17 protein-coding genes and 1 tRNA gene are annotated in these 14,758 nt (G+C 61.6%); 12 read left to right on the forward strand and 6 right to left on the reverse strand.

The window, feature by feature from the left end; genetic code table 11:
- Window positions 1-19 precede the first annotated feature (19 nt).
- The 11 genes from AC4CWH_RS13825 to AC4CWH_RS13875 all read left to right on the forward strand — a co-directional run bounded on the left by AC4CWH_RS13825 (window position 20) and on the right by AC4CWH_RS13875 (window position 7,228).
- Window positions 20-220 (forward strand): hypothetical protein, encoded by a 201-nt coding sequence (locus AC4CWH_RS13825; RefSeq protein WP_491319176.1) that lies wholly within the window; start codon window positions 20-22, stop codon window positions 218-220.
- 145 nt (window positions 221-365) lie between these two features.
- Entirely contained in the window at window positions 366-1,658 is a 1,293-nt protein-coding gene (gene murA, locus AC4CWH_RS13830; protein WP_491319177.1) for a UDP-N-acetylglucosamine 1-carboxyvinyltransferase, read from the forward strand.
- 106 nt (window positions 1,659-1,764) lie between these two features.
- On the forward strand, window positions 1,765-2,196 hold the full coding sequence (locus tag AC4CWH_RS13835; protein WP_491321436.1) for a DUF2948 family protein: 432 nt from the start codon (window positions 1,765-1,767) through the stop codon (window positions 2,194-2,196).
- 128 nt (window positions 2,197-2,324) lie between these two features.
- A complete protein-coding gene (hisD, locus tag AC4CWH_RS13840) occupies window positions 2,325-3,623 on the forward strand; it encodes a histidinol dehydrogenase (RefSeq protein ID WP_491319178.1) in 1,299 nt (432 codons plus the stop codon).
- 3 nt (window positions 3,624-3,626) lie between these two features.
- Complete coding sequence (locus AC4CWH_RS13845; RefSeq protein ID WP_491319179.1) at window positions 3,627-4,100, forward strand: UPF0262 family protein; 474 nt, start codon at window positions 3,627-3,629, stop codon at window positions 4,098-4,100.
- 1 nt (window position 4,101) lies between these two features.
- Window positions 4,102-4,581, forward strand: coding sequence for an arsenate-mycothiol transferase ArsC (locus tag AC4CWH_RS13850; RefSeq protein WP_491319180.1), 480 nt, complete (start codon window positions 4,102-4,104; stop codon window positions 4,579-4,581).
- A 266-nt stretch (window positions 4,582-4,847) separates the two neighbouring features.
- Window positions 4,848-5,066, forward strand: coding sequence for a translation initiation factor IF-1 (gene infA, locus AC4CWH_RS13855; RefSeq protein ID WP_007759621.1), 219 nt, complete (start codon window positions 4,848-4,850; stop codon window positions 5,064-5,066).
- Between the two features lie 38 nt (window positions 5,067-5,104).
- Window positions 5,105-5,725: a Maf-like protein gene (locus AC4CWH_RS13860; RefSeq protein WP_491319181.1), complete on the forward strand. Its 621-nt coding sequence runs from the start codon at window positions 5,105-5,107 to the stop codon at window positions 5,723-5,725.
- Between the two features lie 9 nt (window positions 5,726-5,734).
- Window positions 5,735-5,944, forward strand: coding sequence for a DNA gyrase inhibitor YacG (yacG, locus tag AC4CWH_RS13865; protein ID WP_491319182.1), 210 nt, complete (start codon window positions 5,735-5,737; stop codon window positions 5,942-5,944).
- Between the two features lie 225 nt (window positions 5,945-6,169).
- A tRNA-Phe gene (locus AC4CWH_RS13870) sits at window positions 6,170-6,245 on the forward strand.
- 155 nt (window positions 6,246-6,400) lie between these two features.
- Window positions 6,401-7,228 (forward strand): inositol monophosphatase family protein, encoded by an 828-nt coding sequence (locus tag AC4CWH_RS13875; protein ID WP_491319183.1) that lies wholly within the window; start codon window positions 6,401-6,403, stop codon window positions 7,226-7,228.
- Window positions 7,229-7,358: 130 nt separating this feature from the next.
- Here AC4CWH_RS13875 and AC4CWH_RS13880 read toward each other — a convergent pair whose 3' ends face one another.
- Genes AC4CWH_RS13880 through AC4CWH_RS13895 form a run of 4 tightly spaced genes read right to left on the reverse strand, consistent with a single transcriptional unit; the run spans window position 7,359 to window position 11,350 of the window.
- Window positions 7,359-8,447, reverse strand: coding sequence for an ABC transporter ATP-binding protein (locus AC4CWH_RS13880; RefSeq protein WP_491319184.1), 1,089 nt, complete (start codon window positions 8,445-8,447; stop codon window positions 7,359-7,361).
- A gap of 31 nt (window positions 8,448-8,478) precedes the next feature.
- On the reverse strand, window positions 8,479-9,315 hold the full coding sequence (locus AC4CWH_RS13885) for an ABC transporter permease (RefSeq protein WP_491319185.1): 837 nt from the start codon (window positions 9,313-9,315) through the stop codon (window positions 8,479-8,481).
- Window positions 9,312-10,205 (reverse strand): ABC transporter permease, encoded by an 894-nt coding sequence (locus AC4CWH_RS13890; protein ID WP_491321437.1) that lies wholly within the window; start codon window positions 10,203-10,205, stop codon window positions 9,312-9,314. The genes AC4CWH_RS13885 and AC4CWH_RS13890 overlap by 4 nt, the downstream gene beginning before the upstream one ends.
- Complete coding sequence (locus AC4CWH_RS13895; protein ID WP_491319186.1) at window positions 10,205-11,350, reverse strand: extracellular solute-binding protein; 1,146 nt, start codon at window positions 11,348-11,350, stop codon at window positions 10,205-10,207. Before AC4CWH_RS13895 ends, AC4CWH_RS13890 begins: the two co-directional genes overlap by 1 nt.
- A gap of 427 nt (window positions 11,351-11,777) precedes the next feature.
- Here AC4CWH_RS13895 and AC4CWH_RS13900 point away from each other — a divergent pair, with 427 nt between their 5' ends.
- On the forward strand, window positions 11,778-12,251 hold the full coding sequence (locus tag AC4CWH_RS13900; RefSeq protein ID WP_491282646.1) for a chemotaxis protein CheW: 474 nt from the start codon (window positions 11,778-11,780) through the stop codon (window positions 12,249-12,251).
- 99 nt (window positions 12,252-12,350) lie between these two features.
- On the opposite strand, the gene galE is transcribed toward AC4CWH_RS13900, so the two are convergent.
- Together galE and AC4CWH_RS13910 are read right to left on the reverse strand one after the other, a co-directional pair.
- Window positions 12,351-13,382 (reverse strand): UDP-glucose 4-epimerase GalE, encoded by a 1,032-nt coding sequence (gene galE, locus AC4CWH_RS13905; protein ID WP_491319187.1) that lies wholly within the window; start codon window positions 13,380-13,382, stop codon window positions 12,351-12,353.
- A 158-nt stretch (window positions 13,383-13,540) separates the two neighbouring features.
- On the reverse strand, window positions 13,541-14,707 hold the full coding sequence (locus AC4CWH_RS13910; protein WP_491319188.1) for a pyridoxal phosphate-dependent aminotransferase: 1,167 nt from the start codon (window positions 14,705-14,707) through the stop codon (window positions 13,541-13,543).
- Window positions 14,708-14,758: the final 51 nt, after the last annotated feature.

The following is a 14,758-nucleotide window of genomic DNA, read 5'->3' on the forward strand; positions in this document are numbered from 1 at the left end:
TTTCGGTTATGGAGAGACCATGACCGCATCAGACGAATCGGAAAGACAGGATCTGCCGGCACGCCAGCCGAGCGAGGCGGAGCGGCGCAAGGCGCGCGCGGCGTTGAAGCTGCGTGAGAACCTTGCGCGGCGCAAGCAGCAGGCGCGGGCGCGCCGGGCCGGCGAAGAGGACGTGACGGAAGGCCTTCCGGCGGCAGGCGCGCATAAGACCGAGGATTGACCGGCGGCCAATCGCACGCCTGGCGTGTGCAATCGTTTCATTGAAGACCGCGCGGATTTCGTCTAAGGACGCAATCTTTCGCGCCACTATCAGGCTTTCGCGCCACTATCAGGAAAGGCGGGCTGAAACGCCCGTTGTCAGTCATATGGATCGCATCAGAATCACCGGTGGCAATGCGCTGCGTGGCATCATCCCCATCTCCGGCGCCAAAAATGCCGCCCTGCCCCTGATGATCGCGTCGCTTCTGACAAGCGATACGCTGACGCTGGAAAACGTGCCGCATCTCGCAGACGTCGAAAACCTGATGCGGATCCTCGGCAATCATGGCGTCGACATTGCCGTCAACGGCCGCCGCGAGCGCCAGGAAAACGATTACTCGCGCACGATCCATTTCACCTGCCGCACCATTGCCGAAACCACCGCCCCTTATGAGCTGGTGTCGAAGATGCGCGCCAGCTTCTGGGTCATCGGCCCGCTTCTGGCGCGCGAAGGCCGCGCTCGTGTGTCGCTGCCCGGCGGCTGCGCCATCGGCACGCGACCGGTCGACCTGTTTCTCGAAGCGCTCGCAGCCCTTGGTGCCGAAATCGAGATCGATGGTGGTTATGTCAACGCCACCGCCCCCAAGGGCGGCCTTGTCGGCGCGCGTTACCGCTTTCCAAAGGTGTCCGTCGGCGCAACCCACGTGATGCTGATGGCCGCAACGCTTGCCAATGGCACGACGGTGATCGAAAACGCCGCGCGCGAACCGGAAGTGGTGGATCTCGCCAATTGCCTGAACGCCATGGGCGCCAGAATTTCCGGCGCCGGCACAAAAACCATCACCATCGAGGGTGTCACCTCGCTCTCCGGCGCCCGCCACCGGGTTCTGCCGGACCGGATCGAAACCGGCACCTATGCCATGGCCGTTGCCATGACCGGCGGCGACGTGACGCTGGAAGGCACCGACGCCTCGCTTCTGGAAACGGCACTCGACACGCTGCGCCAGACCGGCGCCGAAATCACGGTGACGGAGACCGGCCTGCGCATCGTGCGCAATGGCGATCGCATCCTGCCCGTCGATGTGGTGACAGAACCTTTCCCGGGTTTTCCGACAGACCTGCAGGCGCAGTTCATGGCGCTGATGACGCGTTCCTCCGGCGTTTCCCACATCACCGAGACGATTTTCGAAAACCGCTTCATGCATGTGCAGGAACTCGCCCGCCTTGGCGCGCGCATCTCGCTGTCAGGCCAGATGGCCCGCGTTGAGGGCGTTTCGCGCCTCACCGGTGCGCCTGTCATGGCAACGGATCTGCGCGCCTCGGTATCGCTGGTGATTGCCGGCCTTGCCGCCGAAGGCGAGACCGTGGTCAACCGCGTCTACCATCTGGATCGCGGTTTCGAGCGGCTGGAAGAAAAGCTCACCCGCTGCGGCGCCATCGTAGAGCGCGTCAGCGAGTAACTGTCGCCTCTGCCTGTTGCTTATCGGCCCCTGCCATCCTATCTCCAGAACCTGACAGACAAGGCCGCAGCGCGTGCTGCGCGGCCAGGGAGATGGGATGGCAAAGATGACAGAGCTGAAGCTGCTGGCGCTGGATGACGAGGACCTGAAGATCGTGTCCGCCCATATGCAGGACAGCGTTTTCAAGGCAAGCGACATCGAGTGGAGCCAGAAGCGCGGACATTTTTCACTGGTGGTGAACCGGTTCGTCTGGGAAGTGGCCGCCCGCGGCGCAAAAGGTTTTGAACGGCGCCGGGCCGCCGTCACGTTCAAGCGGGTTTTGGCCGTGCGCGCTCTCGGCGTTGACCGGCATCATGAAGATCAGGTCTATTCGCTTCTGGCCCTGCGTTTCGACCAGAAGGGCGACGGGCCGGATGGCACGATCGAGCTGACGCTGGCCGGCGGCGCTGCCATCAGCCTTGATGTGGAATGCATCGAAGCGCAGCTGGCCGATACCGGCGGCGCCTGGGGAACCGAAAACCTGCCGAAGCACGATTGACGCGGACGCAGTCTTTCGGAACAGATGCCAAAGCGGATGCGGGGACGAGACGCGGGCGGCAAGGTAATAGTGAAGACGGGCTGCGGGCTTTTCCGCTGCCTGTCTGCAGTGTGAGGGGTTAAGTGGACGTGGCAATCTGGCTTGAGCAGGCATCTGCCGATTTCGAAGCGCGGTTTTCCGCCTTCCTGACGACGAAGCGCGAAGTCTCGGAAGATGTAAATGCCGTGGTGCGTGCAATCATCGAGGATGTGCGGGCGCATGGCGACGCAGCGCTGATCGATTATTCGAAGCGTTTTGACCGGGTCGATCTGGCAGAGGTTGGCCTGCGGGTGACGGACGCCGAAATCGAGGCAGCCCATGCCAAGGTGGATCCGGATGTGATCGCCGCTCTTCAGCTTGCCGCCGAACGCATCGAACGCCACCATGCCCGCCAGATGCCGAAGGACGACATCTACGAGGATGCCCTCGGCGTCGGCCTCGGCTCACGCTGGACGGCCATTGAGGCGGTTGGCCTTTACGTGCCGGGCGGCACGGCGAGCTATCCAAGTTCGGTGCTGATGAATGCCGTGCCGGCGCGCGTCGCCGGCGTCGAGCGTGTGGTGATGGTCTGCCCGGCCTCCGGCGGCGAGATCAACCCGGCCGTGCTGGTGGCCGCAAAAATCGCCGGCGTTTCGGAAATCTACCGCATCGGCGGCGCGCAGGCCGTGGCAGCGCTGGCCTGTGGAACCGAGACCATTGCCCCGGTCTACAAGATCGTCGGCCCCGGCAATGCCTATGTGGCCGCCGCCAAGCGTCATGTGTTCGGCACCGTCGGCATCGACATGATTGCCGGGCCTTCCGAAGTGCTTGTCATTGCCGATGGCGAAAACGATCCGGATTGGCTGGCCGCCGACCTTCTGGCGCAGGCCGAACATGATGCCGGCGCCCAGTCCATCCTCATCACCACCGACGCCTCATTGGCCAAGGCCGTGGAGATGGCCGTCGAGCGCCAGCTGAAAACCCTGTCGCGCGCAGAGACGGCCGCTGCCAGCTGGCGGGATTTTGGCGCCATCATTATGGTCAAGACCTTGGGCGACGCGCTGCCGCTGGCCAACCGCATTGCCGCCGAACATCTGGAACTGGCCGTGGCCGATCCGGATGCGCTTTTGCCCGGCATCCGCAATGCCGGCGCCATCTTCATCGGCCGCCATACGCCCGAAGTGATCGGCGATTATGTCGGCGGCTCCAACCATGTGCTGCCGACGGCGCGGTCTGCCCGTTTTTCCTCCGGCCTTTCGGTGCTGGATTTTGTCAAGCGCACCTCGATCCTGAGGCTCGGGCCTGATCAGTTGCGGGCACTCGGGCCGGCTGCCATCACCCTTGCCCATTCCGAAGGGCTCGATGCCCATGCCCGATCGGTCGCCATCCGGCTTAATCGAGAGGGATGAGCCATGGCCGAGCCCGATTTCCGGCTGTTCGACGTGGTGCTGGACGACAGCATCGGCCGGTCGACACCGGATGTCGAGCATGAGCGGGCGGTTGCGATCTTCGACCTGATCGAGGAAAACCGGTTTGAGCCGGTCGGCCACGCGGGCGGGCCCTACCGGCTCAACATTTCGCTGGTGGAACAGAAGCTCGTCTTCACCATCACCACGAAAAGCGATGAGGCGGTGGCGACCCACATCCTCTCGCTCACGCCCTTTCGTCGGATCATCAAGGATTACTTCATGATCTGCGAAAGCTATTACGAGGCGATCCGCACCTCCACACCCTCGCAGATCGAAGCCATCGACATGGGCCGGCGCGGCCTGCACAATGATGGTTCCGATACGCTGCGGGACCGCCTGAAGGGCAAGATTGACCTCGATTTCGATACCGCCCGCCGGCTGTTCACCCTTGTCTGCGTGCTCTACTGGCGGGGATGACATGGCTGAGCCCCCGGTCTTTGACACGCGGATTGCAAAGCCGGGCGCCGTCCTCTTCATGTGCGGCATGAACGCTATCCGCTCGCCGATGGCCGAGGTGATTGCAAAACGGCTGCTGCCACCCGATATCTATGTGCAATCGGCAGGTGTCAGGGCCGGCGAGCCGGATCCTTTCGTTGATGTGGTCCTGCGCGAAGTGGGCCTTTCTCTGCCGCGCCACCAGCCACGCCGGCTGGAGGAACTGGAAGACGATTTTTTCGATGTGATCGTGACGCTCTCTCCCGAAGCCCATCACCGGGCGCTGGAACAGACACGCGCGCAATCGGTGGAAGTGGTCTACTGGCCGACATTCGACCCGACTGTGGAAACCGGAACGCGCGACCAGGTGCTGGATGCCTATCGCGATGTGCGCGACGGCCTGTGGCGCCGCATCGAGGAGCGCTTCGTGCGTCCCAACGTGCAAGGGCTGCAAACCTTGTAAAGCGGGTGGTGTAAAACCGGCGGCCTGACACGTCCGGACAGCCAGAAGGCCTGCTGTTTCCATCCCGCAGCCGAAGTGCTAAAGCGGCGCCCAAGCAATGGCGAAACCTCACGCGGGCGCGCAACGACGGCTCACGACACCGCGCCGGAGATAAGCGCAGATGCTAGGTTCACAAACGGGCGGGGAACGTGTAGTTTCCGCGCAATTTTCAAGCTGCGGCCATTTTCCGGCCACATGCATCCCAAAAACAGGAAGACAAGCTCTAGATGGCTAAAGAAGAAGTCCTCGAATTCCCGGGCATCGTAACGGAACTGCTGCCCAATGCAACATTCCGCGTGAAGCTCGAAAACGAACACGAAATCATCGCCCACACCGCAGGCCGCATGCGCAAGAACCGTATCCGCGTTCTCGCCGGCGACAAGGTGCTTGTGGAAATGACCCCTTACGACCTGACCAAGGGCCGTATCACCTACCGCTTCAAATAAGCGTTTCGCCCGCACGGCGCGCCTTCGCAGGAAACCCCATGGTTCTGGACCAAAAGCTCATCCTGGCCTCCGGCTCGCCGCGACGCCTTGATCTTCTCAACCAGGTGGGGATCAAGCCGGCGCGCCTGATGCCGATGGATATCGACGAGACGCCGAAGAAATCCGAACATCCCCGGTCGCTGGCCCGCCGCCTGTCCACGGAAAAGGCGGAGGCCTCGCTTTCGGCGATCCGCGGCGACGTGGCCTGGAACCACAGCTATATTCTCTCTGCCGATACGGTTGTTGCCGTCGGGCGGCGCATCCTGCCGAAGACCGAATATATGGACGAGGCATCGTCTGCGCTCAACCTGCTCTCGGGCCGGGGGCACCATGTCTATACGGGCATTTGCCTCGTCACCCCCGGCGGCCAGTTCCGCCAGAAGGTGGTGGAAACGAAAGTGCGCTTCAAGCGGCTTTCAATGCGCGAGATCGAGGCCTATCTCGCCTCGGACCAGTGGCGTGGCAAGGCTGGCGCCTACGCCATCCAGGGCATTGCGGCAAGTTTTGTGCAAAAGCTTGTCGGTTCCTACACCAATGTCGTCGGGCTACCGCTCTACGAGACGACCCTGCTGCTGAACGGCGAAGGTTTCGACGTCGCAACGCATTGGGCAGAAGGCTAGAAAACAGACATGACATCCGAACCTATCCCCCCGGGCGCCAAGGTTGCGCCCTTGCGCAAGGCACGGCCGTGCCCGGAATGCGGCAAACAAAGCCACCGCGAGCACTACCCGTTCTGCTCGGATCGCTGCCGCACACTTGACCTTTCGCGCTGGCTGAACGGCTCTTACGCCATCCCTGTCAGCGAGGACGAAACCAAGGCCGAGCCTTTCGACGACTGACCGAAAAACCGCTGGCCAGCCTCTTTTCAGCCCCTGGGCCGCCCCTTGGCCGCCGGCTTTTTGCGAACCTTTACAGACACTTCGCAAAGTTTTTCACACAGCCGTCAAAAAAGTTCGAAACCGCGCTTGCCATGCCCGAACAAGATGTTATAACCCCGCTCGCTCCCGGGGAAATGCCCCGGCGGTTTCGAGAGAAACCGGCAGGCTTTCACAAAAAGCCGAGATGCCCGGATAGCTCAGTTGGTAGAGCAGCGGATTGAAAATCCGCGTGTCGGTGGTTCAAATCCGCCTCCGGGCACCACTTCTTCTTCACACCCTAAGTGTTTCGTTTTAAACGATTTTGCGGAAGCCGCAGGCACGATGTTCACACATCTGTCGCACAAATCGGCGAGTGTCTGGCGTTATCCTCAGTCCCTCCGGCCGCCGTTCCGGCGCTCGCTCATGCAAAGACATGCCATGTTTTCCCCCGACATTTCCCCTCGCCTTCCCGACAATGCCTCCGCACGCCTGACGCGTCTGGCCGAAGCGGCCCTTGAAGCGGGTGATCTTGCCCGCCGCTCCCTGAAACGGCGTTATGCCGATGAAATGGTGGCGAAAGCTGCGCGCGATTACCAGACCGAGATCGATGTGGCCGTTGAGGAACTCATCGTCAAGCGCATGCGTGAACACTTTCCTGATCATGCCATTACCGGCGAAGAGGCGGTGGGCAATCATGAGGCCGGCGAAGGCGCTCCGCGCATCTATATCGATCCCATCGATGGCACCACCAATTATGCCTGGGGCATTCCGCATTTCGGCATGACGATTGCCATTGTCGAGGACGGCATCCTCACCTGTGGCGTGGTGCTGGACACGATGCAGAACGAGTTGTTCTGTGCCGAACGCGGCATGGGCGCTTATCTCAACGGCGAACGGCTGTCGTGCCGTCCTGTGGCCGTGCCCGAGGATGCGCTGATTGGCGCCGGCCTGCCGATCCCCGGCCAGGTGAAGAGCACGGATGAAGAAACCTATCACGCGGCGCTGAGGCGCCTGATGGCAGAGACTTCGGGCGTGCGCCGTCTGGGCTCTGCCTCGCTGTCGCTGGCCTATGTCGCCTGCGGCCGGCTGGACGGCTTTTTCGAGGACGGCCTCTCGCTGCACGATTACGGCGCCTCCAAGCTTCTGATCGAGGAGGCCGGCGGGCGTGTGACAGGTTTTACCGGTGCTCCCATCGGCCCCCATGGCGATATCCTGGCCTCCAACGGCGCGCTGCATGCGTGGCTGATGGAAGGCTTTGCCGGGTAAATTGCGGCGATCCTGCAAAACGTTCAGCGCCCGCGCACCTCTGGAAAACGATGCGCGGGCGCTGTCATATCTCAAAGGTCATGACTGACGAGAAAGCGGGAAGCGGCCGGCCGCTCCCGTCGCGATACGATCAGACCGTTTCCACCGCACGGTCCGCTCGGCATGCAACCGGCGAGGCGGTCAAGCGGCCAGACGCGATCAGGCGATTGTCGCGGTAGACGCCATAAAGGGTCGGGGCAAGCCGTGCGCGCGAGCCCTTCTCGAAGCGCGACGCCGGGCTGGTCATTGCCTTCACGCGCACGCCACCTTCGCTTTCCAGGTCCACCATGATGTGGCTGCCGAAATCGGTGGAGCGCAGAACGGTCGCGCCCGCCTCGCCCTCTGCCTGCGCGAGGCCCAGATCTTCCGGGCGGATGGCAAGCACCGCCGGGCCATCGGCGACATCGAGCGCGATGGAGAGATCGCCGTGTCGGAACCGGCCGCCTTCCACGTTGGCGCGCAAAAAGTTCATGGAGCCGATGAAGCCTGCCACGAATTCCGTCTGCGGCTGGCGGTAGACGACATCAGGCGCATCCACCTGCTCGCACTGGCCGTTGCGCAGCACCACGATACGGTCTGCCATGGCCAGCGCCTCGTCCTGCCCGTGGGTGACGAACAGCGTTGTGATGCCAAGCCGTTGCTGGATCTCGCGCACCTCTTCGCGCAAGCGTTCGCGCAGGTGCTGGTCAAGGCTTGCAAAGGGCTCGTCGAGCAGCAGGATCTTTGGCTCCAGCACCAGCGAACGGGCAAGCGCCACACGCTGCTGCTGGCCGCCGGAGAGTTGAAAGGTCTGGCGGTTGCCATAACCGGCAAGACCGACCAGTTCCAGCGCCTCCTCCACCTTGCGGCGGATTTCAGCCCGCGGCAGGCGGCGTAGCTTGAGCCCGAAAGCGATGTTGTTGAAAACATTCATGTGGCTCCACAGCGCATGGCTCTGGAACATCATGCCGGTCGGGCGCCGCTCTGGCGGCAGCCGTGTCACGTCCTGTCCGTCGATGCGAAGTGTGCCTGAGGTCGGCTGTTCGAAGCCGCCGATCATGCGCAGGATGGTGGATTTCCCAGACCCCGACGGCCCGAGCAGGCAGACGAGTTCGCCGTCTTCTACATCCAGCGAAAAATCATCGACGGCGGCGGTCATGCCAAAGCTCTTGCGCAGGTGTTCGATGGTCAGTTTGGCCATTGTCGTTTCACTTTCCGTCTCGAAGGCGCGCTCAGGCGCCAAAACCCTTGGCGAAACCGCCATTGCTGACCACCCGGCGGGCAAACATCAGGGCGATGAAGGAGGGCACCCAGAGGATGACCGACAACACCGCGCCATACTGCACGACGATCTGGTTGTTGATGTAGCTGATCATCAGCACCGGCATGGTGCGGATCTGCGGCGCGCCGATCAGCCAGGCGCCCTCGGTTTCGTAAAACGTGGCGACGAAGGTCAAAAGCACGGCGGCAAAGATGGTGGGCCCCGCCTGCGGCAGGGTGATCGACCAGAACACGCGAAGCGGACTTGCCCCCACATCGCGTGCGGCCTCTTCCATGCGCCGGTCCACCGCCTGGAACGCCGCGACCGGGATCCAGATCATCAGCATCAGCGTGCTGACAAGCTGGATCAGCACCACACCCCAGAAGGTAGCGATGAGATCGAGCTTCAGGAAGATCGCGGCAATCGCCACCAGAAGGCCGAATTTCGGAAAGGCATGCGAGGCCAGAAACGACAGGAAAAAGATGTCGCGGCCCGGAAATTTCATCCGCGCAAAGGCATAGGCCGCCGGCAGGCAGATGATCGCCGAGAGCAGCGTGACCGTCGCCGACAGCCGGATGCTGATCCAAAGCGCATCCCAGACATCGGCGCGCACCAGGGTCTGCTGCCAGTAGCGCAGGCCGAACTGCTGGGGAATGACCGAAGGATAACGCCAGACCTCGGTAAAGGCCCAGGTGACAACGACCAGAAGCGGCACCGCAATGACGATGGTGAGGACAATGGCAAAAAACAGCCCGGTCCAGTCAAAACGGCTGGACCGGATGGCAAAGGCAGCGGAACGGCTGGTCATCGGCTGCGGCTCCCCTGGTTACGGGCGATCGACCAGACATAAAAGAGGCCGAAGAACAGGCAGATGCCGAAGGAGACGACGGCTTGCGTCTTGGCGTTCAGCGGGTCGGCGAGATCGTTGAAGGTGCGCATCATGAACGGACCCATCATTTCCGGCGACGCGGGGCCGAGCACATAAGGCAGCGTGAACGAGGAAAAGATGCCGAGCACGGTAAACGAGATGGTGACCAGCATGGAATTGCCCATGCGCGGCAGGATGATATGGACAAAAACGCGGATCGGCCCGGCCCCGACATCGCGGGCGGCCTCCACGGCGCTGGTCGAGATAGCGCCGAGACCAGCCGTCAACATCAGCACGGTCAGCGGAAGATTATCCCACACAAGCCCGATCACCGGTCCCCAGGGCGTGAGGTAGGGGCTCGGCAGTTTTGGCAGGCCGGCGGCGTTCAGCAGAAGGTCGACCGTTCCGTTCGGCCCGATGGTGCGGATCAGCGCATAAGAAAGGATGATCGAGGGCACGAACATCGGAAAGATCGCGAGCCCCTGCACATAGGCTGCAAAACGGCTGGTGGAAAAGCGCAGGTAGAGTGCTACCGGCAGGCCGCATACCAGAAGCAGCACGGCGCAGACGGCCGTGGTCCAGAGCGTCAGCGAAAGATTGGCAAGGCTGTAGCCATCGGAAAAGAAGAACCGGTAGGACGCGGTACTGAATGTTGCCCCCTCGGGTGTTTCGACAAGCAATGTCGAGACGATGGCGGCAAGGATCGGGTAGATGATCAGCCAACCGACGAGCAGGACAGGAATGGCAACGAGGAGAAGGCCGAAAAGCCCCCTCCCCCGTGCCGGCTGCGTTCCGCCATGGGCGGAGATCTGTGCCGTATCCGCCATGATCAGCCGCGGACGAGGCCCGTTGCGACATTGCGGTACCAGCCGTCATTGACCGCCGTGTTCCAGTCGCCGCCCGGGAAGGTCGGGATGGAATTGGGCACGACGTCCTTGTATTTTTCGCGAAGGTCGGCGGAGATATTGTCCCAAGTTACGCCCGGGAAGCCGCCGATTTCGGTGATGACCGCCGACTGCATTTCGCCAGACAGCAGGAAGTTTGCAAGCTTCAGGCCGGCATCCTTGTTGGCGCCGTTGGAAAAGATGGTCATGCGCGAAAAGTCGCCGCAGAGCGCCAGATCCGTCAGCTGCACGAGACCGGTGGTTTCCGGCAGCACGCCCTGCGAAATCGCCTGCAGAACCTGGTCGGACCAGACTGGAACCAGCGTGACGACACCCTGCGACAGAAGCTGGATGGACTGCGTGTTGCCAGAGGTATAGGCGCCCTTTTCGTAGAGCGACGGCGCCAGATCCTTGAGCAGCGCCCAGGCCGGCGTCAGCGATTTTTCGGCATAATCGGCGGAAAAATTGGCAAGGGTGAATTTCGACGGATCGCGGCCGTTCACTTCATGAATGGCACGGCGCACGAAATTGCCGCCGGAACCACCCTTGTCGGGACGGTTGTAGATGAACTGGCCGGGGTTCTTCTTGATCCAGGCAACCAGCTGTTCGAAGGTTTTCGGCGCATCCTTCGGGTCGAGCTTGGTCTTGTCGTAGGCGAGAAGAACCTGAGAGCCGCGATAGGGCAGACGCTGCGGGATATCCAGGGCGCGCGGATTGATCTTACCGAAATTCGGCACGTTTTCCGCCGAGAAGGTCACCCAGAGACCGGCATCGATGCCGCCGACGGGCAGACGTGCGTCAAAGCTTTCAAACACATCCGCCTGCGGGTCCGACTTCGACTTCAGGGCGGCCAGCGCGCGGTCAGCGATGGCGCGAAGGCCATTGTCGTCGCCGGCATCGATCACCTTCAGCTTGAGGCCCGGATTGGCCTTCTCGAAGGCCGGACGCACGGTGTTGTTCCAGAAATCGATGATATTGTTGTCGGAACCGCTGAACACATTGATCGTCGTGTCTGCGGCAAAAGCAATGGAATTGAGCGCAGGCAGAGCGGCAACGGCCGAGCCGGCCGCCAGGAAATCGCGTCTTTTCATGGGTCTGTCTCCGAAATGGGCGGCACGGCCCCCGCTGGGCCGGCGTCAAAGTCACGGGCGACACTAAGAATTGCAGATGACAGCTGGATGATCGTTCCATGACAGTTCGTTGTCATTGCACAGCTGTGCGAGCTTTTTTCGACCGGGGACGGCGTAACGCCACCTCGGCGTGTGCGCAGAAATTGTCTGCGGTCCTAAGATTTAATTAGTAAACAAGAATTATCCTCAAGGAATCGAGTGGCATCGATGGCATGGCATCAGAATGGCGGCGACATGATAGCGCGGCCTTTAGAGATTTGATCCCGAAGAGCCTGGAACGAGACACGCGGCATATGTTCGCACATCTCCAGTTCGGCGCATGGTCTAGCCCTTATTCTGTCAGGCAATCGATCGACGCTCCGCAACCACAGCTGGGAGACCTATCTCAATGAACGTGCAACAGACGACCAGTGACGAACTTCTCGAGATCATTGCCTTCCGGTTGCATGCGCAGGAATTTTGCGTGCGCACGACCTCGATCCGGGAAATCCGTGGCTGGGCTCCGGTCACGCCGCTGCCGCACGCACCTTACGAAGTCATCGGCGTGATGAACCTGCGCGGCACCGTGATCCCGATCGTCGATCTCGCCGTCAAGCTCGGCATGCAGAACACCGAAGTCAACGAGCGCAGCGCCATTGTTGTCACCGACATCAAGGGCATGACCGTCGGCATGCTGGTCGATCGCGTGTCCGACATCATGACCGTGCCGGCAAGCCGCCTGCAGCCGGTGCCGATGGCCGCCGGTTCCAGCGCCGCTTTTTCCGATGGCATCATCGCTCATGACAGCGGCATGATCTGCTTCCTCAACCTGGAACGCATGTTTGCCACTGATGACGCTGAAGACTGGGGCATGGTGGCGTAAGGCCTTTCAGGCTGGCACTCCCCCCGATCCTCCTCACCGTCGATCATACCAAAGGCGCCGGATTTCTCCGGCGCCTTTGTCGTTTGGTGAAAGCCTGCCTCAGAAACTTGCCGCAAGACGCCGCCGGATAACCTGCACGCCAGCTTTTCCGGGCGCGTCGAGCCCGCGTTCCCAGGCTATTGCTGTGGCAATGATGTGGTCGAGATCATCATGGACGGGTGTCCAGCCAAGGATTTCACGGGCAAGCGTGGAATCGGCAATAACAGCGCCCGCATCGCCGGGACGCCGCGGGCCGCAGTTGACCGCAAAATCGCAATCCTCCGCCCGCTTCACCGCAGACAGCACCTCCAGCACAGAATAACCCCGGCCATAACCGCAATTGGCCGTCAGCGACGTGCCGCCGGTGCGCAGATAGGCAAGCGCCTTCAGGTGCGCGGCCACGAGGTCGCTCACATGAATATAGTCTCGGATACCGGTTCCATCCGGCGTCGGGTAATCCGTACCGTAGACATCGACGGAGGCACGCCGGCCAAGCGCTGCCTCGCAGGCGATCTTGATCAGGTGCGTCGCGCCCTCGGTGGAAAGGCCGGTACGCCCCAGCGGATCGGCACCTGCGACGTTGAAGTAGCGCAGCGCCACGTAGCGGAACGGGTGGGCGGCGGCGGCATCGCGCAGCATCATCTCCGCCATCAGCTTCGACTGCCCATAGGGATTTTTCGGCTGCGTCGGGGCACTTTCCTTCACCGGCGCATCATCCGGCTGGTCGCCGTAAACGGCTGCCGTCGAGGAGAACACAAAATGCTCGATGCCGGCGGCAATGGCGGCAGCGGCAAGCTGGCCGGTCTTTGACGTGTTGTTGTCATAATATTCCAGCGGATGCTTGACCGATTGCGGCACGACGATGGAGCCGGCAAAATGCAGGATCGCATCGATGCGGTTTTCAGAAAAGATCCGCTCCAGCATGCCACGATCACCGACATCGCCGAGATAAAACCGCGCTTTATCCGGCACCGCCCAGCGAAAACCGGTGGAGAGACGGTCGAGAACGACCACTTCCTCCCCGGCATCCAGAAGGGCCAGCACCATATGGCTGCCGATATAACCCGCGCCGCCTGTCACGAGAACTGTCATGGTTCGATGCTCCTGCTTACACAACAGCGCGCATCGAACCATGACTGGGTTCAGCAAAACTTACCGAACATACGCCCAGGAAATCATTGTTTTCAATAGGGAAAACAGCGTGTTTTCGAAACCTCTAAAGTTTTAGCAATCGGCGGAGAGCCGTCACCTCAAAGCTTCAGGATGTAATCCGCCAGTCGGCCGGCGGCCTCTTCGACCTGTTTCGGATCCCGCAGGAAACAGGCGCGCAGAAAGGCGCCGCCACCCGGACCGAATGCTGTTCCCGGTGCCAGCCCCACCAGCGTCTTGTCGACGATATCGAAGGCGGCAGCACGCGGATCCTCGATGCCATCCACCTTCAGGAACGCATAGAGCGCGCCATCCGGCTTCAGCGTCTGCACGCGGTTGGTGGCAATCAGCGTATCGCAAAGGATATCGCGTGAGGTGCGCGCCCGCTCGATATTGGAGCGCAGGAAATCGTCGCCCTGATCGAGCGCTGCAATCGCGCCGCGCTGCATGAAGGGGGTAAGCCCCGAGCTGGAATACTGGATGAGGTTTTCCAGCACCTGGCCAATCGCCGGCGGTGCGACGATCCAGCCGACGCGCCAGCCGGTCATCGACCAGTTCTTGGAGAAGGAATTGGCGTAGATGATGAGGTCGTCAGGCGTCTGCACGTCCATGAAGGAAGGCGCACGCGCACCATTATAATAATAGAGCGCGTAGATCTCGTCGGCGATGATCCACAGGCCATGGCGGCGCGCCAGCGTAAGGACAGCCTTAAGATCTTCTTCGGTCGCGGTCCAGCCGGTGGGGTTCGACGGCGTGTTGATGAACAGCGCGCGTGTGCGCGGGGTAATCGCCGCCTCAAGCTTTGCGATATCCAGCGACCAGCCGCCACCGACGAAATCCACGGGCACGCTGACCGGCTTTGCGCCGGCAATGCCAACGGCTGCCACGATATTGGGCCAGCTGGGGGTGAGGTAGATGATTTCATCGCCCGGCGCCGTCAGCGCCTGCACACAGAGGTTGATCGCATGCATGCCGGAGCTTGTGGCAAAAAAATGCTCCATCGGCAGCGAGATGGAGAAATGCCGCTCATAATAGCGCGATAGCGCTTGGCGCAATTCCGGAAGGCCGCGCTGCCAGGTGTAGAAGGTTTCGCCGGCATCCAGCGCGTCTTTCGTCGCCTGATTGATGAAATCCGGGCTCGGAAGATCTCCCTCGCCGGCCCAAAGCGGAATGAGGCCCTTGCGACCACGGGCATAGTTAACCAGTTCGACAATGCCGCTCTGGGGGGCAGCAAGCGCACGGGCGCTCAAGGTTTCCATAGCTGTCATGCACAACGTCTCCATCTTTCAAAACGTCATAGCGCAGGCTCTTACCGAAAT

The organism is Neorhizobium sp. PAMB6716 (genome assembly GCF_058242805.1).